Annotated in this window: 27 protein-coding genes; 15 read left to right on the top strand and 12 right to left on the bottom strand. The window is 62.2% G+C overall.

The genetic code is table 11. The annotated features are described in order from the left end of the window. Positions 1–105: 105 nt before the first annotated feature. Positions 106–1,035 carry a LysR family transcriptional regulator gene (locus tag QOL81_RS03395; protein ID WP_060420822.1) on the bottom strand — a complete coding sequence of 310 codons (930 nt, stop codon included), beginning with the start codon at positions 1,033–1,035 and terminating at the stop codon, positions 106–108. Positions 1,036–1,164: 129 nt separating this feature from the next. On the opposite strand from QOL81_RS03395, the gene QOL81_RS03400 reads away from it, so the two are divergent. Next, positions 1,165–1,764 (top strand): FMN-dependent NADH-azoreductase, encoded by a 600-nt coding sequence (locus QOL81_RS03400; RefSeq protein WP_087763073.1) that lies wholly within the window; start codon positions 1,165–1,167, stop codon positions 1,762–1,764. 117 nt (positions 1,765–1,881) lie between these two features. On the opposite strand, the gene fliE is transcribed toward QOL81_RS03400, so the two are convergent. After that, positions 1,882–2,196, bottom strand: a complete 315-nt coding sequence (fliE, locus tag QOL81_RS03405; protein ID WP_025159836.1) for a flagellar hook-basal body complex protein FliE — start codon at positions 2,194–2,196, stop codon at positions 1,882–1,884. 314 nt (positions 2,197–2,510) lie between these two features. On the opposite strand from fliE, the gene fliF reads away from it, so the two are divergent. The 14 genes from fliF to sra all read left to right on the top strand — a co-directional run bounded on the left by fliF (position 2,511) and on the right by sra (position 13,763). Continuing rightward, positions 2,511–4,217, top strand: a complete 1,707-nt coding sequence (gene fliF / locus QOL81_RS03410; RefSeq protein WP_149571144.1) for a flagellar basal-body MS-ring/collar protein FliF — start codon at positions 2,511–2,513, stop codon at positions 4,215–4,217. Further along, positions 4,214–5,206 carry a flagellar motor switch protein FliG gene (fliG, locus tag QOL81_RS03415; protein WP_060420814.1) on the top strand — a complete coding sequence of 331 codons (993 nt, stop codon included), beginning with the start codon at positions 4,214–4,216 and terminating at the stop codon, positions 5,204–5,206. Before fliF ends, fliG begins: the two co-directional genes overlap by 4 nt. Further along, positions 5,199–5,903, top strand: coding sequence for a flagellar assembly protein FliH (gene fliH / locus QOL81_RS03420; protein WP_038876881.1), 705 nt, complete (start codon positions 5,199–5,201; stop codon positions 5,901–5,903). Before fliG ends, fliH begins: the two co-directional genes overlap by 8 nt. After that, a complete protein-coding gene (gene fliI, locus QOL81_RS03425) occupies positions 5,903–7,264 on the top strand; it encodes a flagellar protein export ATPase FliI (protein WP_004934781.1) in 1,362 nt (453 codons plus the stop codon). Before fliH ends, fliI begins: the two co-directional genes overlap by 1 nt. 21 nt (positions 7,265–7,285) lie before the next feature. After that, positions 7,286–7,732 carry a flagellar export protein FliJ gene (gene fliJ, locus QOL81_RS03430; protein ID WP_033647768.1) on the top strand — a complete coding sequence of 149 codons (447 nt, stop codon included), beginning with the start codon at positions 7,286–7,288 and terminating at the stop codon, positions 7,730–7,732. After that, positions 7,729–8,961, top strand: a complete 1,233-nt coding sequence (locus QOL81_RS03435; protein WP_283439656.1) for a flagellar hook-length control protein FliK — start codon at positions 7,729–7,731, stop codon at positions 8,959–8,961. The genes fliJ and QOL81_RS03435 overlap by 4 nt, the downstream gene beginning before the upstream one ends. A gap of 165 nt (positions 8,962–9,126) precedes the next feature. Next, a complete protein-coding gene (gene fliL, locus QOL81_RS03440) occupies positions 9,127–9,612 on the top strand; it encodes a flagellar basal body-associated protein FliL (RefSeq protein WP_004934797.1) in 486 nt (161 codons plus the stop codon). Between the two features lie 5 nt (positions 9,613–9,617). After that, complete coding sequence (gene fliM, locus QOL81_RS03445) at positions 9,618–10,622, top strand: flagellar motor switch protein FliM (protein ID WP_025303254.1); 1,005 nt, start codon at positions 9,618–9,620, stop codon at positions 10,620–10,622. Continuing rightward, positions 10,615–11,031 (top strand): flagellar motor switch protein FliN, encoded by a 417-nt coding sequence (gene fliN / locus QOL81_RS03450; protein WP_038876868.1) that lies wholly within the window; start codon positions 10,615–10,617, stop codon positions 11,029–11,031. The genes fliM and fliN overlap by 8 nt, the downstream gene beginning before the upstream one ends. Further along, on the top strand, positions 11,031–11,435 hold the full coding sequence (fliO, locus tag QOL81_RS03455) for a flagellar biosynthetic protein FliO (RefSeq protein WP_060425879.1): 405 nt from the start codon (positions 11,031–11,033) through the stop codon (positions 11,433–11,435). Before fliN ends, fliO begins: the two co-directional genes overlap by 1 nt. Further along, entirely contained in the window at positions 11,432–12,193 is a 762-nt protein-coding gene (fliP, locus tag QOL81_RS03460; RefSeq protein WP_261990632.1) for a flagellar type III secretion system pore protein FliP, read from the top strand. The genes fliO and fliP overlap by 4 nt, the downstream gene beginning before the upstream one ends. Positions 12,194–12,214: 21 nt before the next feature. Then, on the top strand, positions 12,215–12,484 hold the full coding sequence (gene fliQ / locus QOL81_RS03465) for a flagellar biosynthesis protein FliQ (protein WP_004934803.1): 270 nt from the start codon (positions 12,215–12,217) through the stop codon (positions 12,482–12,484). Positions 12,485–12,486: 2 nt separating this feature from the next. Beyond that, complete coding sequence (fliR, locus tag QOL81_RS03470) at positions 12,487–13,269, top strand: flagellar biosynthetic protein FliR (RefSeq protein WP_033632754.1); 783 nt, start codon at positions 12,487–12,489, stop codon at positions 13,267–13,269. A 359-nt stretch (positions 13,270–13,628) separates the two neighbouring features. After that, positions 13,629–13,763 carry a stationary-phase-induced ribosome-associated protein gene (gene sra, locus QOL81_RS03475; RefSeq protein WP_087763075.1) on the top strand — a complete coding sequence of 45 codons (135 nt, stop codon included), beginning with the start codon at positions 13,629–13,631 and terminating at the stop codon, positions 13,761–13,763. A gap of 272 nt (positions 13,764–14,035) precedes the next feature. Here sra and flgL read toward each other — a convergent pair whose 3' ends face one another. From flgL to flgC, 10 genes are all read right to left on the bottom strand, one after another. Further along, entirely contained in the window at positions 14,036–14,995 is a 960-nt protein-coding gene (flgL, locus tag QOL81_RS03480; protein ID WP_060420803.1) for a flagellar hook-associated protein FlgL, read from the bottom strand. Between the two features lie 59 nt (positions 14,996–15,054). Further along, positions 15,055–16,704 carry a flagellar hook-associated protein FlgK gene (gene flgK / locus QOL81_RS03485; RefSeq protein ID WP_060425883.1) on the bottom strand — a complete coding sequence of 550 codons (1,650 nt, stop codon included), beginning with the start codon at positions 16,702–16,704 and terminating at the stop codon, positions 15,055–15,057. 285 nt (positions 16,705–16,989) lie between these two features. Next, a complete protein-coding gene (flgJ, locus tag QOL81_RS03490) occupies positions 16,990–17,934 on the bottom strand; it encodes a flagellar assembly peptidoglycan hydrolase FlgJ (protein ID WP_049200258.1) in 945 nt (314 codons plus the stop codon). Further along, positions 17,934–19,034 carry a flagellar basal body P-ring protein FlgI gene (locus QOL81_RS03495; protein ID WP_004934816.1) on the bottom strand — a complete coding sequence of 367 codons (1,101 nt, stop codon included), beginning with the start codon at positions 19,032–19,034 and terminating at the stop codon, positions 17,934–17,936. Before QOL81_RS03495 ends, flgJ begins: the two co-directional genes overlap by 1 nt. Before the next feature lie 10 nt (positions 19,035–19,044). After that, positions 19,045–19,746, bottom strand: coding sequence for a flagellar basal body L-ring protein FlgH (flgH, locus tag QOL81_RS03500; RefSeq protein ID WP_004934817.1), 702 nt, complete (start codon positions 19,744–19,746; stop codon positions 19,045–19,047). Positions 19,747–19,829: 83 nt separating this feature from the next. Next, on the bottom strand, positions 19,830–20,612 hold the full coding sequence (gene flgG, locus QOL81_RS03505) for a flagellar basal-body rod protein FlgG (protein ID WP_004934819.1): 783 nt from the start codon (positions 20,610–20,612) through the stop codon (positions 19,830–19,832). Positions 20,613–20,630: 18 nt separating this feature from the next. After that, the gene (locus QOL81_RS03510) at positions 20,631–21,386 is read right to left on the bottom strand and encodes a flagellar basal body rod protein FlgF (protein ID WP_060420794.1); all 756 of its coding nucleotides are present in this window, start codon (positions 21,384–21,386) and stop codon (positions 20,631–20,633) included. 12 nt (positions 21,387–21,398) lie between these two features. Beyond that, a complete protein-coding gene (gene flgE / locus QOL81_RS03515) occupies positions 21,399–22,622 on the bottom strand; it encodes a flagellar hook protein FlgE (RefSeq protein WP_004934822.1) in 1,224 nt (407 codons plus the stop codon). A 54-nt stretch (positions 22,623–22,676) separates the two neighbouring features. Next, a complete protein-coding gene (flgD, locus tag QOL81_RS03520) occupies positions 22,677–23,354 on the bottom strand; it encodes a flagellar hook assembly protein FlgD (RefSeq protein WP_016927297.1) in 678 nt (225 codons plus the stop codon). 12 nt (positions 23,355–23,366) lie between these two features. Then, positions 23,367–23,771, bottom strand: coding sequence for a flagellar basal body rod protein FlgC (gene flgC / locus QOL81_RS03525; protein ID WP_004934826.1), 405 nt, complete (start codon positions 23,769–23,771; stop codon positions 23,367–23,369).

Genomic DNA, 23,771 nt, shown 5'->3' on the forward strand with positions numbered 1-23,771 from the left:
CCATAATAAACGGTCACCTGGGCATTCAATAAGCCTGACAGCGCCGTTTTCGTCCCTCTATTCGTTACATTAGCGCCCGTTTCCTGTCAGTTGCGGCTCCGGCCCTTAGCGTTGTGATACCGACGGCGCCACAAGCGCCAATTTTCCCGGCAGCTCCGCCACCAGTTTGTCCACCGCCAGCCGCACCTTGAGCGGCTGGTAAGGCATATAGGGCCATACCACATTCACCGGAAAACTGAGGCTGGACTCACCGCGCATGATCTCCACCAACGTCCCCGCCGCCAGCCGATCGCGGACCAGCCACTCCGGCAGCCAGGCAATACCGGCACCGGCGGAAACGGCATCGACGATCCCCTGCATATCATCCATCATCATCTTGGCCGGTGGCCTGAACGGCTGCAGCTCGCCGTTTTCGCCGCGAAGTTGCCAGGGCAACACCGCCCCCGCGTGCAGATACCCCACCGCCTGATGTCGGCTTAACGCGTCCACCGTGCTCGGTTCTCCGCTGCGCCGCAGGTAGTCGGGCGAAGCGCACAGGAGCATGCCGTGTTCACCCAGGCGCCGGGCAACCAGACTGCCGCTGTCCGCCAGCTCGCCGATGCGTACCGCCAGATCGAACCCCTCATCGACCAGATCGATCCTGCGATCGCTGAACGAGATTTCCAGCGTCAACAACGGATGCTCATTCGCCAGCGCCGTCAGCAAGGGGGCGATGCACAGGTGGCCGAACAACACCGGCACCGAGACCCTGAGCCGGCCGCTGACCTGCATCTTGCCGCTGTCCAGCTGATTTTCCGCCGCCTGTATGTTCGCCAACGCCTGCCGGCAGTGCTCGTAGTAAAGCGCCCCTTCATCCGTCAGGCTCAGGCTGCGCGTAGTGCGCATAAACAACATCACGCCGAGCCGCGCCTCCAGCCGCGACACGATTTTGCTGACCGCGGAGCGCGTCAGATGCAGTTTTTCTGCGGCGGCGGCAAAACTGCCGCCTTCCGCCACGGCGACAAAAGCCGGCAGCGCGCTGAGATCGCTTTTCATTTTACCGTTTCCAAATTGGAATCAATTAAGTGAAAACCTATCACCACTGGTGAACATCAAGCAATGATAACCTGCAGTCATTCCGGAATTCCCGGTGAAAACCACAGATGATCGTCAGAGGACAACCACATGAAAAAAATACTGGTGCTCAAATCCAGCATTATGGGAAACGACTCACAGACCAATAACCTGATTGACCGCTATCTGGCGGAACGTCGGGCCAAAGGGCACGAAGATAAGATCGTCGAGCACGATCTGACGGCGTTGGATCTGCCGGTATTGGACGGCGAGCTGTTCAGTGCGCTGCGCGGCGCGGAAAACACCAGTCCACGCGCGCAAGCGGCGGTGGCGCTGTCCGATCGGCTGATTGCCGAACTGAAAGGGAGCGATCTGCTGCTGGTCGGGGCGCCAATGTACAACCTCAACGTACCGACCCAGCTGAAAAACTGGTTCGATCTGGTGGCCCGCGCCCGGGTAACGTTCAACTATACCGCCACCTACCCGGTCGGGTTGGTCGAGGGCGTCAATGCGCTGGTATTCAGCTCACGCGGCGGCGTACACGCCGGCCAGCCGACCGACGCCGTGACGCCCTACCTGCGGTCGGTGCTGGGGCTGATGGGGATCGGCGACGTGCAATTTATCTATGCCGAAGGGCTGGATATGAAACCGCACGGCCTCGCACAGGGACTGGCGAACGCCCACGAACGGATTGCGGAATTGGCGGACTGAGGCCTTTTCGATGTTGCTGACTCTGTTTGTCATCGGCCCTTTTGCCCTCCTGTTAGCCGTCGAGATCCGTCGCTTTTGGCGACGGACCCGGCTCTGACAGGTGGCACAGACCGAACGTCACACCGGCATATTCATAATATCTTGGTAGGCCGCCACCAGCTTGTTGCGCACCTGCACGCCCAGTTGCAAAGAGACCGACGATTTCTGCAGATCGACCATCACATCGTTCAGGCTGATGCCCGGCACGCCCAGTTCAAAATCCTGCGCCTGCTTGCGCGCCGTTTGCTGGGTCTCGCTGATCTTGCCGAGCGCCGCGGTCAGTTCGCTGGCGAAGCTGACGCCCTGTGGCGCCGCATTCTGCCCCATTTTGCCGGCCTGAACCGCCATGGTCTGCATCTGCTGCAGTACCCCTTCAATGCCCTGAATCGCCATCTGGTCCTCAATCATCTCGTCTCGCCGGGTGACGTTTCACCCTGCACTTCTCCAATGATGCACACCCTAGCACAGCGTTTTCAGAGCTAAAGCGGCTAATTAACTGCAAAAAACCCGGCTTATCGGGCAATCAGAATCGTCTGATAAGGCGAATAATGGCCTGCCCAGAAATGGGAGCGCCGCTATTTAGAAGATATGTGTATCAGGGAGTCTGTTTTGTCACACAACGCTAACCATACCGTTCATCAGCCTGGCAGGGAGCTGCTCAGCGGCCCGTACGGGATCGTGAGCGCCATTGAAGGACGAGACCTAAAATGAGTGCTTCGATAACCGCCGGCGAAAGCCGCGACAACGGCCTGCAGGCCATCTGGAATCGTCTGCGCGCCAACCCGAAAATTCCGTTGCTGGTCGCCGCTTCCGCCGCGATCGCGATCGTCGTCGCGCTGCTGTTGTGGGTGAAAAGTCCCGACTACCGCGTGCTGTACAGCAATCTGAACGACCGCGACGGTGGCGCCATCGTCACCCAGCTGACGCAGATGAATATCCCTTACCGCTTTGCCGAGAATGGCGCAGCGCTGCTGATCCCGGCGGAAAAGGTGCATGAAACCCGCCTGCGCCTGGCGCAGCAAGGGCTGCCGAAAGGCGGCGCCGTCGGCTTCGAACTGCTGGATCAGGAAAAATTCGGCATCAGCCAGTTCAGCGAGCAGATCAACTATCAGCGTGCCCTCGAGGGCGAGCTGTCGCGCACTATCGAATCGCTGGGGCCGGTACAAAACGCCCGCGTTCACCTGGCGCTGCCTAAACCTTCGCTGTTCGTGCGCGAACAAAAATCCCCTTCCGCGTCGGTAACGCTGACCCTGCAACCCGGCCGTGCGCTGGACGATGGCCAGATCAACGCCATCGTTTATATGGTGTCGAGCAGCGTCGCCGGCCTGCCGCCGGGCAATGTGACCGTGGTCGATCAGGCTGGCCGTCTGCTGACGCAGTCCGACGGCACCGGGCGCGATCTCAACGCCTCGCAGCTGAAATACGCCAACGAAGTGGAAAACGGCTTCCAGCGCCGCATCGAAGCGATCCTCGCCCCGGTGGTCGGCAGCGCCAACGTGCGCGCGCAGGTCACGGCGCAAATCGACTTCGCCACTCGCGAACAAACCGATGAACAGTACCAACCTAACCAACAGCCTGACAAAGCCGCTATCCGCTCTCAGCAAACCAGCCTGAGCGAGCAGATCGGCGGGCCACAGGTAGGCGGCGTGCCGGGCGCACTGTCCAATCAGCCAAGCGCGCCGGCCACGGCGCCGATTGAGACCGCCAAGCCGGCCACCGCCGCAGGCAACAATGCCAACGCCAACGCCACCGCGCAAAACGCCGCGACCACCCGCAGCGCGGCGGCCAGCGGCGTACCGCAAAATACCCGTCGCGACGCGACCACCAACTACGAGCTCGACCGCACCATTCGCCATACCCAGCAAAAAGCCGGCACCGTGCAGCGTTTGTCGGTCGCCGTGGTCGTCAACTATCTGGGCACCGATAAAGACGGCAAACCGCAGCCGATGAGCAAAGAGCAGCTGGCGCAGATCGAAGCGCTGGTGCGTGAAGCGATGGGCTACTCCAGCAGCCGTGGCGATACCCTGAACGTGGTCAACACGCCGTTTACCGACAGTCAGGTGACCGGTGGCGAACTGCCGTTCTGGCAAAGCCAGTCGTTTATCGATCGTCTGATCGACGCGGGCCGCTATCTGCTGGTGCTGCTGGTGGCCTGGCTGCTGTGGCGCAAACTGGTGCGGCCGCAGCTGCAACAGCGCCAGGCGGCGCAACAGGCCGCCGTCGCCGCCGCCAACGCCCCTGCCGCCAAACCGGTCGACAGCAGCAAACCGAGCAACGAGGAGCTGGCGCAGCGTCGTAAATCGCAGCAGCGCGTCAGCGCAGAAGTCCAGAGCCAGCGGATCCGCGATCTGGCTGACAAAGACCCACGCGTGGTCGCTCTGGTAATCCGCCAATGGATGAGTAACGAGATATGAGCCTGACCGGAACCGACAAAAGCGCCATCCTGCTGATGACGCTGGGTGAAGATCGCGCGGCGGAGGTGTTCAAACACCTCTCCTCGCGCGAAGTACAGCTGCTGAGCGGCACCATGGCCGGCATGAGCCAGGTTTCGCACAAACAGCTCGGCGAAGTACTGACCGAGTTTGAAGACGACGCCGAGCAATACGCGGCGCTGAGCGTCAACGCCAGCGACTACCTGCGTTCGGTGCTGGTCAAAGCGCTGGGCGAAGAGCGCGCCGCCAGCCTGCTGGAAGACATTCTCGAATCGCGCGAGACCACCACCGGCATGGAAACGCTCAACTTTATGGAGCCGCAGAGCGCTGCCGATCTGATCCGCGACGAACACCCGCAGATCATCGCCACCATTCTGGTGCACCTCAAACGCGGCCAGGCGGCAGATATCCTGGCCCTGTTCGACGAACGCCTGCGCAACGACGTGATGCTGCGTATCGCCACCTTCGGCGGCGTACAGCCGGCGGCGTTGGCGGAGCTGACCGAAGTGCTGAACAATCTGCTCGACGGCCAGAACCTCAAGCGCAGCAAAATGGGCGGGGTGCGCACCGCCGCCGAGATCATCAACCTGATGAAAACCCAGCAGGAAGAAGCGGTCATCGACGCGATGCGCGAATACGACGGCGAGCTGGCGCAGAAGATCATCGACGAGATGTTCCTGTTCGAAAACCTGGTGGAGGTCGACGATCGCAGTATCCAACGCCTGCTGCAAGAAGTGGAAGGCGAGTCGCTGCTGATTGCGTTGAAAGGCGCCGAGCAGCCGCTGCGCGAGAAGTTCCTCAAGAACATGTCGCAACGCGCCGCCGACATCCTGCGCGACGATCTGGCCAACCGTGGGCCGGTGCGCATGTCGCAGGTGGAGAACGAGCAGAAAGCCATTCTGCTGGTGGTAAGACGCCTGGCGGAAAGCGGCGAAATGATCATCGGCGGCGGCGAGGACACCTATGTCTGATCGCATTAACACCCTGCCCTGGCAGCCCTGGTCGCTCAACGACCTGGGCGAACAGAAACCGGCTGTCGAGCTGCCGCAGTTGCCGGATCTCGAACTTGACGATCCGTCGCCGGACGCACAGGCCGAATTGCAGCAGCAGTTGGCGACGCTGCGCCTGCAGGCGGAGCAACAGGGCCAGCAGTTGGGCTATGCCGACGGCCAGCAAAAAGGCTATGAGGCCGGTTTTCAGTCTGGTCTGGAGGAAGGCCGCCAGCAAGGGCTGCTGGAAGCGCAACAGCAGCAGCAGCCGCTGACTGCCCACTGGCAGCAGCTGGTCACCGAATTCCAGCACACGCTGGACGCGCTCGACAGCGTGATCGCTTCACGGCTGATGCAGCTGGCACTGACCGCCGCCAAACAGGTGCTGGGCCAGCCGCCGGTATGCGACGGCACCGCCCTGCTGGCGCAGATCCAACAGCTGATCCAACAGGAACCGATGTTCAACGGCAAGCCGCAGCTGCGGGTGCACCCGGACGACTACCCGCGCGTCGAGCAGCAGCTGGGGGTTACCCTCAGCCTGCACGGCTGGCGCCTGCTGGCGGACGGCGAGCTGCACCCGGGCGGCTGCAAGGTCAGCGCCGAGGAAGGCGATCTCGACGCCAGTCTGGCGACGCGCTGGCATGAACTGTGCCGCCTGGCGGCACCGGGAGAAGTCTGATGACCGCGCGTCTCGGCCGCTGGCTGAGCTCTCTGGATACGCTGGAAAAACGCATCGCGCGCGCGCCGACGGTGCGCCGCTATGGTCGCCTGACCCGTGCGACCGGGCTGGTGCTGGAGGCTACCGGCCTGCAGCTGCCGCTCGGCGCGACCTGCCTCATCGAACGGCACGACGCCGGTGAGGTGCAGGAAGTGGAAAGCGAAGTGGTCGGCTTCAACGGCCAGCGGCTGTTCCTGATGCCGTTGGAAGAAGTGGAAGGCATCGTGCCGGGCGCGCGGGTTTACGCCCGCATCGCGCCGGAAGGCCAAAGCGCCGGCAAACAGCTGCCGCTCGGCCCGGCCCTGTTGGGACGGGTGCTGGACGGCAGCGCCAAACCGCTCGACGGCCTGCCTTCACCGGAAACCGGTTACCGCGCGCCGCTGATCACCGCGCCGTTCAACCCCTTGCAGCGCACGCCGATCGAGCAGGTGCTGGACGTGGGGGTGCGCACCATCAACGGCCTGCTGACCGTCGGCCGCGGCCAGCGTATGGGCCTGTTCGCCGGCTCCGGCGTCGGCAAGAGCGTGCTGCTCGGCATGATGGCCCGTTATACCCAGGCGGATGTGATCGTCGTTGGCCTGATCGGCGAGCGTGGCCGCGAGGTCAAAGACTTTATCGAGAACATTCTCGGCGCCGAAGGCCGGGCGCGCTCGGTGGTGATCGCCGCGCCGGCGGACGTGTCGCCGCTGCTGCGCATGCAGGGGGCGGCCTACGCCACCCGCATCGCCGAAGATTTCCGCGATCGCGGGCAGCATGTATTGCTGATCATGGATTCCCTCACCCGCTACGCCATGGCGCAGCGTGAGATCGCCCTGGCCATCGGCGAGCCGCCGGCGACCAAAGGCTATCCGCCGTCGGTCTTCGCCAAGCTGCCTGCGCTGGTGGAACGCGCGGGCAACGGCATCAGCGGCGGCGGTTCCATCACCGCCTTCTACACCGTGTTGACCGAAGGGGACGATCAGCAAGACCCGATCGCCGACTCGGCGCGCGCAATTCTCGATGGCCACGTGGTGCTGTCCCGGCGCCTGGCGGAAGCCGGCCACTACCCGGCGATCGACATCGAAGCGTCAATCAGCCGCGCCATGACGTCGCTGATCGACGAAGAGCATTACCGCCGGGTGCGCACCTTCAAACAGATGCTGGCCAGCTATCAGCGCAACCGCGATCTGATCAGCGTCGGTGCCTACGCGGCGGGCAGCGATCCGTTGCTGGACAAAGCGATGACGCTGTATCCGCAGATGGAAGCTTACCTGCAACAGGGCATCTTTGAACGCAGCGGCTATGATGAAGCCTGTCAACAGCTGCAGCAGTTGATTGTTTAACGTCACCAGAGGCGCACAGCGATGAAATCACAATCCCCCCTGATTACCCTGCGAGATCTGGCGCAGGATGCGGTGGAACAGGCCGCGCAACAGCTGGGCCAGGTACGGCAGGCGCAGCAGGCGGCAGAGCAGCAGCTGTCGATGCTGCTCAACTATCAGGACGAATACCGCCAGAAGCTGAATCATACGCTCTGCGACGGCATGGACAGCTCACGCTGGCAAAACTACCAGCAGTTTATCGGCACGCTGGAACAGGCCATCGACCAACACCGCCAGCAGCTGCTGCAGTGGGGGCAGAAAGTGGATCATGCGGTGAAGCAATGGCAAGACAAACAACAGCGACTGAACGCTTTCGAGACCCTGCATACCCGCGCTCTGACGGCGGAGCAGCAGCAGGAGAACAAACGGGATCAAAAACTGATGGATGAGTTCGCTCAACGCAGTGCACAAAGGAATATCAACCCATGAATCTGAACGCCCTGCCCGGCCTGGCCTTACCCGGCGACGCCGGCGGCCTGGCCGAACTGACGTCGGCGCTGGATGAGAGCCAGCTGTCGTCCGCTTTCGCCCAGCTGCTCGGCGCCCGTTTCGCGCCCGCCGCCGACGGCAAACAGCCGCCGGTCGCGCTGAGCGCGGACGAAGAACGCGCCCCGGCCCTGAGCCGCAACCAGCTCAATCAACTGCTAGCCACTTTCGGCGAGCGCGGCGGCCTGCTGCCGGGCCAGACGGCCTCAGCCGACGCGCTTTCACCTGAGGGCGCCGAGGACGAAGCGCCCGCCGCCGGCGACAAACCGGCGCAGCCGCCGATCGCCGCCGCCAAAGAGCTGGATGCCGCAACGCTGCAGGCGCTGTACGCCATGCTGCCGGCCGCGATCGTCGCCCAGGCGCAACCGGCCGAAGGCCAACGTTCGCTGCCGGTGGATAGCGCTGACGAAGCGACTGCGCTGCAGCCCGGCAATGGCCTGCTGAACATCGCGGCGGCCGGTGATAAAACCGTCGCGCGTTCCTCGGCATCCCCCGCTCCCTCGCTAACAGGGGCGAAAACGTCGGCTACCGACGGCGATAATGCCAAGGCGGCGCTCCCGCAACCGACCAACGGCGAACGGGCAAGCACCGCACAGCCGCTGCCGGCGAGCGATGCGCAGCAGCCACCGACGCTCAACCACGCCGTCGCCCTGGCCGCCGCCAGCCCAACGCAAACGGCCGCTCCTGCCAGCGCACTGGTGACCGCACCGCCTGCGCCGCAGCTCAACGCGCAGCTGGGCAGCCCGGAGTGGCAGCAGGCGTTGAACCAGCAGGTGCTGATGTTCCACCGCAACGGCCAGCAAAGCGCCGAGCTGCGCCTGCACCCGCAGGAACTGGGCGCCTTGCAGATCACGCTGAAACTGGACGATCAGCAGGCGCAGCTGCACATCGCCTCCGCTCACGGTCAGGTGCGTGCGGCGGTGGAAGCGGCGATGCCGCAGCTGCGGCACGCGCTGGCGGAGAGCGGTATCAACCTGGGGCAGAGCAGCGTGGGCGGCGAGTCCACTCCGCAATGGCAGCAGCAGGCGCAACAGCAGGCTTCCAACGGCCAGGGGCGTTCCAGCTATGCTGAACATCATGGCGGTGACGGCGCAGCCGCCGAGGGCGTCAGCGCACCGGCGGCGCTGCAGCGTATGGCCAGCGCGGTCAACGGCGTCGATATTTTCGCCTAAGCCGCCGCAAACGCCCAAGCTGGCACCCATTTGCGCGTCTATTCAGGCTATTGCACGCCGCAATAGACGCGATAATACCTTTACATGTCATGCGTGCGGCCTTGCCGCGCGCTATGCCCGCCGCCTCGCCGGCCGCGGGTGGAACAACAGGAATTAGATTTCGCTATGTCTCAGAACTCCCTTCCGGCAGCACCGAAACGCCCCCTTCTGGTCATCCTGCTGGTCTTGATCAGCGTCGTCGCCTGTGGCGCCGCGGGCTACAGCTGGTGGTTGCTGCAACAGCATAAAAACGGTGCCGAACCGGCCGCTGCCAAACAGCAACCGCCGGCCGCGCCGGTGTTCATGCCGCTCGACACCTTTACCGTCAACCTGGTGACGCCGGACAACAACCCGGATCGCGTGCTGTACATCGGCCTCACGCTGCGTCTGCCGGACGAAAGTACCCGCCGCCAGCTGAACGATTTTCTGCCGGAAGTGCGCAGCCGTCTGCTGATGCTGCTCTCCCGTCAGGAAGCGAGCCAGCTGGCCAATGAACAAGGGAAGCAACAGTTGGTGGCGCAGATTAAGGACGTGCTCAGCCCGCCGCTGGTTAAGGGACAACCGAAGCAGGTGGTCAGCGACGTGCTGTTCACCGCCTTCATACTGCGGTAATCACTATGGGCGATAGCATTCTTTCACAGGCAGAGATCGACGCCTTGCTCAACGGCGACAGCGCGGGTGATGAACCCGAAGCGATAGTCGGCAAAGAGAGCGAGGTCAAGCCTTACGATCCGAACACCCAGCGCCGCGTGGTGCGCGAGCGTCTGCACGCGCTGGAAATCATCAACGAACGTTTTGCCCGGCAGTTCCGCATGGGGTTGTTCAACCTGCTGCGCCGCAGCCCGGACATTACCGTCGGCCCGATCAAAATCCAGCCGTATCACGAGTTCGCCCGCAACCTGCCGGTGCCGACCAACCTGAACCTGGTGCATCTGAACCCGCTGCGCGGCACCGCCCTGTTCGTGTTCGCGCCGAGCCTGGTGTTCATCGCCGTCGATAACCTGTTCGGCGGCGACGGCCGCTTCCCGACCAAGGTCGAAGGCCGCGAGTTCACCCCGACCGAACAGCGGGTGATCAAGCGCATGCTGCGCCTGGCGCTGGACGCCTACGGCGACGCCTGGAGCGCCATCTACAAGATCGACGTAGAGTACGTGCGCGCCGAAATGCAGGTGAAGTTCACCAACATCACCACCTCGCCGAATGACATCGTGGTCACCACGCCGTTCCAGGTGGAGATCGGCGCGCTGACCGGCGAGTTCAACATCTGCATTCCGTTCGCGATGATCGAACCGCTGCGCGAGCTGTTGACCAACCCGCCGCTGGAAAATTCGCGGCAGGAAGACAGCCACTGGCGCGAAACGTTGGTGAAGCAGGTGCAGCACTCCGAACTGGAGCTTATCGCCAACTTCGTCGATATCCCAATGCGGCTGTCGAAAGTCCTGAAGCTGCAGCCGGGCGATGTATTACCGATAGACAAGCCGGAACGCCTGATCGCCCATGTGGACGGCGTACCGGTTCTGACCAGCCAATACGGCACGTTGAACGGGCAATATGCCCTGCGTGTTGAACATTTGATTAACCCTATTTTGAATGCTCTGAGTGAGGAACAGCCCAATGAGTGATCCTAAGCAACCGTCTGGCGAAGGAAAGGAATCCGTAGACGATCTGTGGGCTGATGCGTTTAACGAGCAGCAGTCGACAGAGAAATCCGGCGCGAGCACCGAAGGGGTGTTTAAGTCGCTGGAAGCTCAGGATGCGCTCGGCAGCCTGCAGGATATCGACCTGATCCTGGATATTCCGGTCAAGCTTACCGTGGAACTGGGGCGCACCAAGATGACCATCAAAGAGCTGCTGCGCCTGTCGCAAGGCTCGGTGGTGGCGCTGGACGGCCTGGCCGGCGAGCCGCTGGACATCCTGATCAACGGTTACCTGATCGCACAAGGTGAAGTGGTGGTGGTGGCCGACAAGTTCGGCGTGCGCATCACCGACATCATCACCCCGTCCGAACGCATGCGTCGACTGAGCCGCTGATGACCGTCGCGGCGCCCGTTACCGTCCAAAGTACCCAACAACCCGCCGCGCCGGCCTTGCCGGCCGGTTCGGTGTTGATGCAGGTCAGCAGCGCGCTCGGCGGCATTCTGCTGCTGATCCTGCTGGCCGGTTGGCTGTTCCGCCGGCTGGGCTTCGCTCCGCAGGCGCGCAACAACAAGCTGCTCAACCTGCGCGCCAGTTGCCAGGTCGGGCAGCGCGAGCGCGTGGTGGTGGTGGAAGTCGACGATACCTTGCTGGTATTGGGCGTCACCGCCCAGCAGATCACCCCGCTGCACACCCTGCCCGCCCCGCCGAAAGACGAGGGTGCGGCCGATGCGGCGACGCCGGCGGACTTCCGCCAACTGATGCAAAAAGTTCTGAAACGCCCGGAAAAATCGGCATGACCTCGACTCTTCATACCCTCGTCCGCCGTCCGGCGGTTTGTCTCCCTGCCGCCCTGCTGTTCATCAGCCCGGCGGCTTTGGCGCAACTGCCGGGGCTGATCAGTCAGCCGCTGGCCAACGGCGGCCAAAGCTGGTCGCTGCCGGTGCAGACGCTGGTGCTGTTGACCTCGCTGACCTTCCTGCCCGCCATGCTGCTGATGATGACCAGCTTTACCCGCATCATCATCGTACTCGGGCTGCTGCGCAACGCGCTGGGCACCCCGTCGGCGCCACCGAATCAGGTGATGCTGGGGCTGGCATTGTTCCTGACCTTCTTCATCATGTCGCCGGTGTTCGACAAGGTCTATCAGGACGCCTACCTGCCGTTCAGCCAGGACAAGATCGGGCTGGAGGTCGCGCTGGATAAAGGCGCGCAGCCGCTGCGCGAATTCATGCTGCGCCAAACGCGCGAAACCGATCTCGCGCTGTACGCCAGGCTGGCCAATCAGCCGCCGCTGGCCGGCCCGGAGGCGGTGCCGATGCGCATCCTGCTGCCCGCCTACGTCACCAGCGAACTGAAAACTGCCTTCCAGATCGGCTTTACGGTGTTCATTCCGTTCCTGATTATCGACCTGGTGGTCGCCAGCGTGCTGATGGCGCTGGGGATGATGATGGTACCGCCGGCCACCATCTCGCTGCCGTTCAAGCTGATGCTGTTCGTGCTGGTCGATGGCTGGCAGCTGCTGCTCGGTTCGCTGGCGCAGAGCTTCTATTCGTAACCCCCGATCGGAGAACGCGAGATGACACCTGAATCGGTTATGGCGCTCGGCACCGAGGCGATGAAAGTGGCGCTGGCGCTGGCCGCGCCGCTGCTGCTGGCGGCGCTGATCAGCGGCCTGGTGGTCAGCCTGCTGCAGGCCGCTACCCAGATCAACGAAATGACGCTGTCGTTCATCCCCAAAATTCTGGCGGTGGTGGCCACCATCATCATCGCCGGCCCCTGGATGTTGAACCTGCTGCTGGACTACATGCGCACCCTGTTCAGCAACCTGCCCACCCTGATCGGCTAACCGTGCTCACCTTCGACAGCGCCCAGCTCACCGTCTGGCTCAGCCACTATTTTTGGCCGCTGCTGCGCATTCTGGCGCTGATAAGCACCGCGCCGATATTCAGCGAAAAGCAAATCAGCAAAAAGGTCAAAATCGGCCTTGGCGGGCTGATCGTCATCCTGATCGCGCCGACGCTGCCCGCCAGCAATATCCCGATCTTCTCCGCCGCCGGCCTGTGGCTGGCGATTCAACAGATTCTGATCGGCGTGGCGCTGGGATTGACCATGCAGTTCGCCTTCGCGGCGGTGCGCCTGGCGGGCGAAGTGATCGGCATGCAGATGGGCCTGTCATTCGCCACCTTCTTCGATCCCAGCGGCGGCCCGAACATGCCGGTGCTGGCGCGCCTGCTCAACCTGCTGGCGATGCTGCTGTTCCTCAGCTTCGACGGCCATCTGTGGCTGATTTCGCTGCTGGCGGACAGCTTCCACACCCTGCCTATCCAGACGCAGCCGCTGAACGGCAACGGCTTCCTGGTACTGACCCAGGTCGGCTCGCTGATCTTCATCAACGGCATGATGCTGGCGCTGCCGCTGATCTGCCTGCTGTTAACGCTGAACATGGCGCTCGGCTTGCTCAACCGCATGACGCCGCAGCTGTCGGTCTTCGTGATCGGCTTCCCGGTCACCATGACCTTCGGCATCATGACGCTGGGCATGATGATGCCGATGTTAGCCCCGTTCTGCGAGCATCTGTTCGGTGAAATCTTCGATCGGCTGGCGGCGGTGATCGGCGGCATGACCTTCTAAGCCCCTGCGCAGCCCCTTCCTTCCCCCCGTTTTCGCCTGAGACAAAATGGCAATAAAAACGCTTTCTTGGGACAAAAGCCTGAGAAACGCCTTTTATCCGGATTAAGGTTCAAATGTCTCCGGTGGCTTGAATAAATAAAACCCCGACCTAGAATAGACCCGGTAACAAAAAAATATCGCCTTGCACCTCCTTATTTTTCGCAGCGATAAAGTACGTTTATCTCGAGTAAAAAATAAGAATAACGCAGTCACGCATTGTTAAATGCGCGACAGATAACTTACACCCAGAATAAATGCGTCCGGCAGCCTGCCGGCTGCAGGGCGCAGCATCGACCTTTGCTAACCACAGGAGCGAGATCATGATTAAAGCGAAAAGCAACCGCAAAGCACGCCGGTTATTCGGTTTGACCCACTGGAAAAGCAACAAGTTTAGAGTTTCTTTTACCGAGACGGCCGACGGCGGAAAATGGAAAGTAGAGAAGAAAAAGAAATAGCACCACTATTTATCGTCAGGGAAATAATATCCATCGCGATTTTTCCGCCACTGATTTCAATCATGCCGTTGCGCATTAAACAGGGGTGACAATCGTATTATTTCTTCCCTGATGAAAAAAAGGCGCGTCACTCAGTCAGTAGTGGGAGAACGAGTGACGCGCCAAACGAGTGCGCCCGGTTTCAAGAAGCCTTCCTCCCCGCGGGGCGGAGAGGACGTTTTCTAAGCGCACTAAAGGGAAACCCGTCGCGGTCAGGCAACGGGGTCTTGCTCTTAACGGTTCATCTGGAACAGCGACATGCCCTGCATATCGCTGAAGGTTTTATACGACGCCTGCAGCGCCGCCTGCTGCATAAAGTAAGACGAAATAGACTCGGCCAGATCGGCATCCGTCAACGCGCTCATCTGGACCTGGTTGGTCATGTCGCGCTCTTTGCCGATGCTGTCCAGCTGATCCATCTCCTGCAGCTGGCTGCCCAGCTCGGCGCGCACGCTCAGTACGTTGTTGTATGAGTTGTCCAGGCCGCGGTTGGCTTTCGCCAGCGCATCGTTCACCTGCTGCTTGGTGGCCTCATCGGCGCCCTGCAGCGGGGTTTTCAGCGCGTTCAGCGCGATATCGATACTCTCGAATACGTTGCTGACCGGCGCGCTGCCGTCCGGCTCAGGCTTCGGGTTGCTGGTCAACGACATGAACACCGCGTTGCCGGTATGGCCGATGGTCATGGTGCGGTTGGCGTCCACTTTCTGCTGAACCGTCTTGTCACCGCCCTGATAGCTGACGGTGCCACCGTTGTCGACGAACGGCGCCTTGTCGTTCACGTATCCGCCGAACATATAGCGGCCGTTGCCGTCGGTGCTGTTGGCCTGGTTCAGCAGCTGATCTTTCAGCCCCTGCAGCTGGGTGGCCAACGACTGGCGGTCGTTATCGCTTTCGGTGCCGCCGGCGCTGACGATCAGCGCCTTCATGTCCGCGATGGTGGACGTCGCGCCGGCCAAGACCGTTTCTTCCATCGACACGCTTTGGCGAGCGAAAGTCCGCGCCAGCGTGTATTGGCTGTTTTCCGCCTGCGACTGCGACAACATCACCGCGCGCGACGCCGCCAGCGGATCGTCGGACGGGTTGATCACCCGCTTGCCCGAGGAAAGCTGCTCGGCGGCCTTCATGAACAGCGACTGGTTGCCCGTGATGCCGTTCATGTTCTGTTGGTACATCATGCTGGTGCTCATGCGCATGCTGTGGGTTCCTTACTCTGAGCGACCGGCGCCGTTATCGGCGCCGGTTAACAATGAAATCAACGAATATTCAGCAGCGCGTCGAACAGCGAGCTGGCGGTCTGGATCACCTGCGCGTTGGCCATGTAGTACTGCTGGAAACGCAGCAGCTCGCCGTACTCTTCGTCAAGGTTAACGCCGGACATCGACTGCTGTTGCGCGCCCAGCTGCGTCACGATCTTGGCCTGCGAAGTGGCGATGGCCTTGGCGGCAGCGGTCTGGTTACCGACGCCGCTGACGATGCCGGCGTAAGCGCCGCTCAAGGTCGCCTTGCCGTCCACCAGGTTTTTGGTCTGCAGATCCAGCAGCTTCTTGGCGTTTTCGTTATCGCCTCGGCCGCTGTCGTCTTTACCGGCGGCGGCGATCTTGGACGAATCGGTGATGGCCACTTTCAGGTTGCCCGCCACGTCGCTGACCGGCTTCACGGTGAAGCTGTCTTTAGCCTGCGCATTGCCGTCGATGCTCACTTCCAGCCCATCGAAGTTCAGCGTCGGTTTGCCATCGGCGCTGGTGCCCGGCGTGGCGTTGACTTTCACGTTGTCCGGCAGGCGGCTGACCTGCCAGTTGCTGCCGTCGAACTCGACGCGATAATCGTTGGCCTTCACCTTGCCGGTGTCGGTGTAAGCGACCGACAGCGACGCGTCGCCGGTGTTGCGGGTGTTATCCACCACCCGGCCGCCGCTGAAGCTGAAGAAGTCGCCGCCTGCGTCGCCGTTCAGGTCGAAACCGGCGCGATGCTGCTGGTTAAAGCTGTCCGCCATCGCCAACGCCAACTGGCCCAGCTGATTGCGCACGCCGTCCAGCGTCTCGCTGCGGAATTTCAGCACGCCGCTCAGGCTGCCGCTGGTGATCTGGCCTTCCGGCACTTCGCTGGCGCCATTGCCGCGGTTATAACCGATGGTCAGGCGGGAAGGATCGCTGCTGGAAGGCATCGCCTCCACCTGATAAGTGTTGCTGCCCTGCACCAGGGTCAAACCGTTGGCGAAGGAGACGGTATAAGCGTCGCCATCCTGCTGCGTGACCTGCACGCCCACCAGCTGATTCAACTCGGTAACCAGCTGATCGCGCTGATCCAGCAACGCATTCGGCTCGCCGCCGGCGCTGCCGCGCAAACGGGTGATCTCGTCGTTCAGCTTGGCGATCTGTTGGCCGTAGCTGTTGATCTGCTGCGCCGTATCGCTGATCTGCTGATTGACGCCGTTGTCCATGTCGCGCAGGAATTTGTCGGTGTTGTTGAACTGGTTCACCAGGCCGTTGGCCTTGCCCAACACCGTCTGGCGCGCGGCGTCGTCACCGGCGTTGCTCACCAGGTTCTGCAGGTTGGTGAAGAAATCCTGCATGTTGGTCGACAGCGGGTTGGTTTTGCTCGCCAGCAGGTTGTCTATCTGCGAAATCTTCTCGTAATAGGCGTTTTGCGCCCCGAAGGCGCTTTGCGCACCGCGCAGCTGGTTGGTGATGAACTGGTTGTACTCGCGGTTGACGCTGGTGACGGTCACGCCGTTGCCGATAAAGCCGCTCATGGTGGCCATGCCGCCGTTCTGCGCCAGGATCGCGGTCTGGCGGTTATAGCCCGCCACGTTGTAGTTGGAGATGTTGTTGCTGACGGTACTGAGCGCCACCTGAGCCGCATTCAGCCCGCTCATTGCGGTATTGATTAAGCTATTGGACATCGGAATTCCTTATGCTGCGGCGCCGGTGGCCCACAGGGTTCTAATTGAGCTGCTGAGCCTGTTCGCTCAGCCTGTCTCGGTTATCGGCAAAAATGAGAAGAACTTGAGGAAAAAAAGCGGCAATGCGGTCAGCATCCAGCCAGCCTTCATTACCGCCTATCCCCTCAATAATTGGCGTCGCAGCAGGGCGACAAGCAAGGGCGTCCCCGGGAGCCTGGTTAAGCCAAGTGACCGGGGACGAGCTTGTGCGGTCAACGCCGCTGCGGCGTCAAGCCTGACGGGGATTTAGAACAAATCTTTCAGATCGTGGGTATAAGCTTTGACCGCCTGTTCCCCTGCGTTCTTCATCTGCTGAATCACGCTGACCAGTTTGCTGGCGTACTGCGGGTCGGTGGCGTAGCCGGCGCGTTGCAGCGCGTGCGCCGCCTGCTCCGGGCTGCGCGCGGCGGCCACGTCGGCATAGCGCGGGTTGTTGGTCAGCAGCTTGACGTAATCGGCGATCGCCTCGACGTACGAGCCGTAGACGCGGAACTTCGCCTTCACCTTCTTCGCCGCGCCCTGTTCGAACTCGGTGGTGGTGATCTCCGTCACCGGCCCGTTCCAGCTGCCGCCGGCCTTGATGCCGAACAGGTTGTAGCTCGGCGTGCCGTCCGAGGTCGGGATCTCGCGCTGCCCCCAACCGGACTCCAGCGCCGCCTGCGCGACGATCAGCTGATGCGGAATGCCGCTCTGCTGGCTGGCGACCTTCGCCGGTATCGACAGGCGAGCGACGAAGTTGCCGTTGTTGAGCGACAGCGGCGCGGCGGCCGGCGGGGCTTTCGGCATCGCGCGACGCACCATCTGCTCCAGCGCCTGGTTCGGCAGCGTTTGCAGCACCTCGTTGTCCAGCGCCATCGGCGACAGGCCCGCCGTTTCACTCGGCACCGTGTTGGCGTTGCTCATCTGCTTGACCATCATGTCGGCCAGCCCCAGCCCTTTTTGCGACATCTGCTGGGCGATTTGCTGGTCGTACATCGAGGTATAGAGCCGCGTTTGATCGCTGCTCAATACCCCGTCCTGCGGCAAGGCAGAGCGCATGCTTTTCAGCATCATCTGCACGAACATGCCTTCCACCTGCTGGGCCACCTGCTTGAGGTTGCCCTGCGGGTCCGCCGCCGCATCGCGCTTGAGGCCATTCAGCGCCTGGGCGTCATAGGCCGCGCCCGACATCGCCATCAGATCGCCGGCCATCAGATGATTTCCAGTTTGGCGCGCAGGCAGCCGGCGCTCTGCATCGCCTGCAGGATCGACATCAGATCGATCGGCGTGGCACCCAGCGCGTTCAGCGCGCGGATCACGTTGTTCAGGTTGGCGCTGGCGTTCACCTTCTGCAGCGATCCGCCCTGCTGTTGCACCGAGATCTGGGTGTTTGGCGTCACCACCGTCTGGCCGCCGCCGAACGGCGTCGTCGGTTGGCTGACGGTGTTCTGCCGATCGACCACCACCGACAGGTTGCCCTGGGCGACGGCGCAAGAGTCGAGGATCACATCGCGGTTCATCACCACCGAACCGGTGCGCGAGTTGATGATCACTTTGGCATCCATCGCCCCGACGTTGACGGTGATGTTTTGAATCTCCGCCAGGAAGCGCACCTGAGAGCTGTTGCCCTGCGGCACCAGCACCTGGATCGTGCGGGCGTCGAGCGGCGTCGCGGTGCCGCCGCCGCGTTGGCGGTTGATGGCGTCGCTGATCTGCTGCGCCAGCGTGAAATCTTCGTCGTTCAGCTGCAGGTTGAGAACGCCGCCGCTGCCGAAGGTGGTCGGCAGCTCGCGCTCGATGGTGGCGCCGTTGCTGATGCGCCCGCCCGCCAGCTGGTTGACCTGCACGCTGCTGCCGCCGGCCGCCGCGCCAGCGCCGCCGACCAGCACGTTGCCCTGCGCCAGCGCATAAACCTGGTTATCCACGCCTTTGAGCGGCGTCATCAGCAGAGTACCGCCACGCAGGCTCTTGGCGTTGCCCATCGAAGAAACCACCACGTCGATGTTCTGCCCGGCGCGCGAGAACGGCGGCAGTTTGGCGGTCACCATCACCGCCGCCACGTTTTTCAGCTGCATGTTGGTGCCCGGCGGCACGGTGATGCCCAGCTGCGACAGCATGTTGCTCAGGCTTTGGGTGGTAAACGGCGTCTGCATGGTCTGGTCGCCGGAGCCGTCCAGCCCCACCACCAGGCCGTAGCCGATCAGGGCGTTGTCTCGCACGCCCTGCACCGTCACCAGATCGCGGATGCGCTCCGCCGCCGCCGGCAAGCACACCAGCCCGACGCACAGCGCGATAAACCATTTTTTCAGCATCAGTCAATCCTTAGAACGGTGAAACATTTAAGAAGAAGCGCTGCAGCCAGCCCATGGTCTGCGCTTCGTTGATATAGCCATTGCCGACGTATTCGATACGTGCGTCCGCCACCTGCGTCGAGGTCACCGAGTTGTTGCCGCTGATGGTGCGCGGATTGACGACGCCGGAGAAGCGGATGAATTCCGTGCCCTGGTTGATGGCGATCTGCTTTTCCCCTACCACGTGCAGGTTGCCGTTGGCCAGCACCTGGTTGACCGTCACCGTAATGGTGCCGTTGAAGGTGTTGTTGGCGTTGGCACCGCCCTTGCCGCCGAAGGTGCTGTCGCCGGAAATATCCATATCGGCGCGCGCATTGCCCAACAGGCCGTCGAGGTAACGCGGCGAGGTGGCGACGCCGAACTTGCTGGCGCCGTTGCGGCTGGCGTTGGCGGAGGAGCTCTTGCTGGCGCTGACGTTTTCCTGCAGCACGATGGTCAGGGTGTCGCCGACGTTGCGCGGACGGCGGTCTTCGAACAGCGGCTGGTAGCCGTAGTTCATCGGCTGCACCGTCTGGAAGATCGAGCCGTTCGGCATCGGCGCACTGGCCGGCGCGGGCTGCGCCGTGGTCGCGCCGTCCACCAGCGGTTTGTGCGGGATATAGGCGCAGCCGCTCAGCGTCAGCATCACCATTCCCGCCAGCCAGCGTTGTCCCTGCCGCGGCAGGATTGCCATCGAATATGTGGTTACCACGGGTATCGCCTTTGTTTCACGAAAGAGAATGACGGGCGCGGCAAGCCGGGCCCGTCAATGACAGATTACAGTTGCGTCAGCTTTTGCAGCATCTGATCGGAGGTCGATACCGCTTTGCTGTTGATCTCGTAAGCGCGCTGAGTCTGGATCATGTTGACCAGCTCTTCCGCCACGTTGACGTTGGAAGTTTCCACGTAACCCTGATACAGCAGACCGGCGCCGTTCAGCCCCGGCGTGCTCTCGTTCGGCGCACCCGAGCTTTCGGTTTCCTGATACAGGTTCTCGCCCACGCTCTCCAGACCGCTGTCGTTGACGAACGTGGTCAGCGTCAGTTGGCCCACCTGCTGGGCGGCGGTTTGCCCCTGCTGGGTGACGCTGACGATGCCGTCGCGGCCGACGGTGATGGACAGCGCGTTCGCCGGAATGGTGATCGCCGGCTGCACCTGGAAACCGCTGGAGGTCACCAGCTGGCCGTTCTGATCGATCTGGAACGACCCGTCACGGGTATAGGCCTGAGTGCCGTCCGGCAGCATCACCTGGAAGAATCCCTGCCCCTTGATGGCGACGTCTTTGCTGTTGTTGGTCTGCGACAGGTTACCCTGGCTGTGCAGACGCTCGGTCGCCACCGGACGCACGCCGGTGCCGATCTGCAGGCCGGAAGGCAGCGTGGTCTGCTCGGAGGACTGCGCCCCCGGCTGACGCATGGTCTGGTACAGCAGATCTTCAAATACCGCACGCTGGCGTTTGAAGCCGTTGGTGCTGACGTTCGCCAGGTTGTTGGCGATCACGTCCATGTTGGTCTGCTGCGCGTCCAGACCGGTTTTGGCAATCCATAAGGATGGAATCATCGGTTATTTCCTTGCTGCTTAACTCATTGAGAGCAGTGAGTTGGCACGCTGTTCGTTTTCATCCACGCTGTGGATGACCTTCATTTGCATTTCAAAGCGGCGGGCGTTGGCGATCATGTCGACCATGGTTTCCACCGGCTTGACGTTGCTGCCTTCCAGCACGCCCGGCATCACCCGCACCAGCGGATCGTTTTGCAACTGATTGCCGCGCTGCTGTTGGGTTTCCGGCGTCAGGCGGAACAGCCCGTCGTCACCGCGCATCACTTCGCGCGCATCGGCTTTCACCAGCTTCAGGCGGCCGATCTGCGCAATGGTGTTCGGCGGATCGCCGGCGTTCAGCGCCGAAATGGTGCCGTCGGCCGCGATGGTGATCTCCGCCGACGGCGGCACCTCGATCGGGCCGCCGTCGCCCATCACCGGCAGCCCCTGCACCGTCAACTGCCCGGTGGAGGAGATCTGAATGTTGCCGTTGCGGGTATAGGCTTCACCGCCACCCGGCAGGCTCACCGCCAGGAAACCGTCCTGCTGCAGCGCCACGTCCAGCGGACGCGACGTGTAGTTCAGCGCCCCCTGGCTCATGTCGGCGCCCGGCGTCGACGCGGTCACCAAGGTGCGCGTCGCCATACTCGGCCCGTCGACCGGTACCGCGCGCAACGCGGCGAGCTGGGCGCGAAAGCCCGGCGTCGACGCATTGGCCAGGTTGTTGGCGGTGATGGACTGCTGTTCCAGCGTTTGGCGCGCCGCGCCCATCGCGGTATAAATCGCGTGATCCATGACTCGGCCCTATTAGCGCAGACTAACCAGCGTCTGCAGGATGGAGTCCTGCGTCTTGATGGTCTGGGCGTTGGACTGGTAGTTACGCTGTGCGACGATCATGTTCACCAGCTCCTGGCTCAGATCGACGTTGGAAGACTCCAGCGCGCCACTGGTCAGCTTACCGAAGCCGCCGCCGCCCGACAGACCGACGCGCGGCTGGCCGGATGCACCGGTTTCCTGCCACACGTTATCGCCCTGCGACGCCAGCCCTTCCGGGTTGGAGAAGTTGGCCATGACGATCTGGCCCAGCACCTGAGTCTGCTGGTTGGAGTAGATGCCCACGACGGTGCCGTCGTTGTTGATTTGGAAGTTGGTGTATTCACCGGCGGCATAGCCGTCCTGCGCCACTTTGCTCACCGAGTCGCTGCCCACGTTCTGCTGCATGCTGCCGGCGAAGCTCAGGGTGAAGTTTTGCGCCGGTGCGCCGTCTTTGGCGGTCATCGGGATCACCATGCTGAACTCGCCCGGCGCGCCGTTGGTGCTGGTGGTTTTCACCAGGTTGCCGCTGGTGCTGAACTCCATGGTGCCGGCGTTCACTGGCGCTGCGCTGCCGTCCTGGGTATAGACCTGCCACTTGTTGTCTTCCGTCTTCACGAAGTAGGCGTTGATGTTGTGCGCGTTACCCAGCGAGTCGTAGGCGGTGATGGTGTTGACGTAGTTGTAGCTGTCCTGTTTGGTCGGATCGAACGTCTTGTTCTCCGGCACTTTATGGGTGGACTTCAGGTTGGTTACCATCTCACCGGAGGTAGACGCCTTGGCGTTCATCATGCCTTCAGGAATGCTCAGCGGCACCGGGTTGGCACCCTGCTGGATGGTCGGCGGGGAACCGGCCGCCGGGTAACCGGTCAGCTGCAGGCCCTGCATGTTGGTCAGATTGCGGTTCTCGTCCAGCTTGAACTGGCCGTTGCGGGTATAGAAGATACCGCCGTCTTTATCCTGCATGCGGAAGAAGCCGTTGCCGTTGATGGCCACATCCAGCGCACGGCTGGTGCCGGTGGTGGTGCCGCCCTTGAAGTTCTGGGTGATGCCGGACACTTTAACGCCCAGCCCAACCTGCGAACCGGCGAACATGTCGGCGAAGGACACGCTGCCGGATTTGAAGCCCGCGGTCGCGGAGTTGGCGATGTTGTTACCGATCACGTCCAGGTTGGTTGCTGCCGCGTTCAAGCCGCTGACTGCCTGAGAAAAGGCCATGTTATTCTCCGAATAGTGGTCAGGCTATCGTCCGATTGAGCCTGATGCTTAGGGTTATAAGATCTGTCGCACGTCTTCCAGGGTGGCGTTGCCCGCCAGGCCGAGATCCAGCTTGGCGCCGTTGCCGTCGCGGATCACGCCGTTCACCAGCCCGAAGTGCAGGCTACGCGCCACCAACTGTTCACCGTTGCCTTTGGCGTTAATCGCCACTTTGTAGGCGCCGTCTGGCGCGGTGGAGCCGTCATCCAGCGAACCGTCCCAGGTGAAGGCGTGTACGCCGGCGGTCAGGCCGCCGATTTCGATGGTGCGCACCACCTGCCCGCTGGCGTTGGTGATGGTGGCGGTCACCTGATCGGCGGCGCGCTCCAGTTCCACGCCGAACGGCGTGGTGCTGACCTTGCCATCCTTGCTGCCGACCAGAATGTTGTTGCCCGGCACCATCACGCCATGACCGATCAGCGCCGTCGCCTGCAGCGACTGGTTGCTGTTGATCTGGCCGGAGATCGAGCCCAGCGTGGTGTTGAGTTTTTCGATGCCCTGAACGGTGTTGATCTGCGCCAGCTGCGAGGTCAGCTCGTTGTTCTGCATCGGATTGGTCGGATCCTGGTTTTTCAACTGCGCCACCAGCAGCGTCAGGAAGCTGTTGTGCAGATCCTGGCTGTTGGTATTTTTGCTGTTGTTACCGATGACGGTGTTGTCCAACGACTCGTTAGTGGTTGCGGCAATAGCCATGGGAACCTCCGGTTACTGACCCAGCGTCAGGGTTTTCATCATCATCGACTTGGTGGTGTTGAGCACCTCGACGTTGGCCTGGTAGCTGCGGGAAGCGGAGATGGTGTTGACCATTTCCCCCACGACGTCGACGTTCGGCATGCGCACGTAGCCCTTGGCGTCCGCCAGCGGGTTGCCCGGCTGGTACACCAGACGCTCGGGCGCCGGATCGTCCACCACCTGGGCGACGCGCACGCCGCCGGTCGGCTGCCCGGGCGCCGCCGCGACCTGGAACACCACCTGCTTGGCGCGGTAAGGCTCGCCGTCCGGGCCGGTCACGCTGTCGGCGTTGGCCATGTTGCTGGCGCTGACGTTCATGCGCTGGGATTGCGCCGATAACGCCGAGCCGGAGATATCAAAAATGTTCAGTAAAGACAT

It is taken from the genome of Serratia sp. CC22-02, assembly GCF_900182895.1.
Classification (GTDB): Bacteria; Pseudomonadota; Gammaproteobacteria; order Enterobacterales; family Enterobacteriaceae; genus Serratia; species Serratia nevei.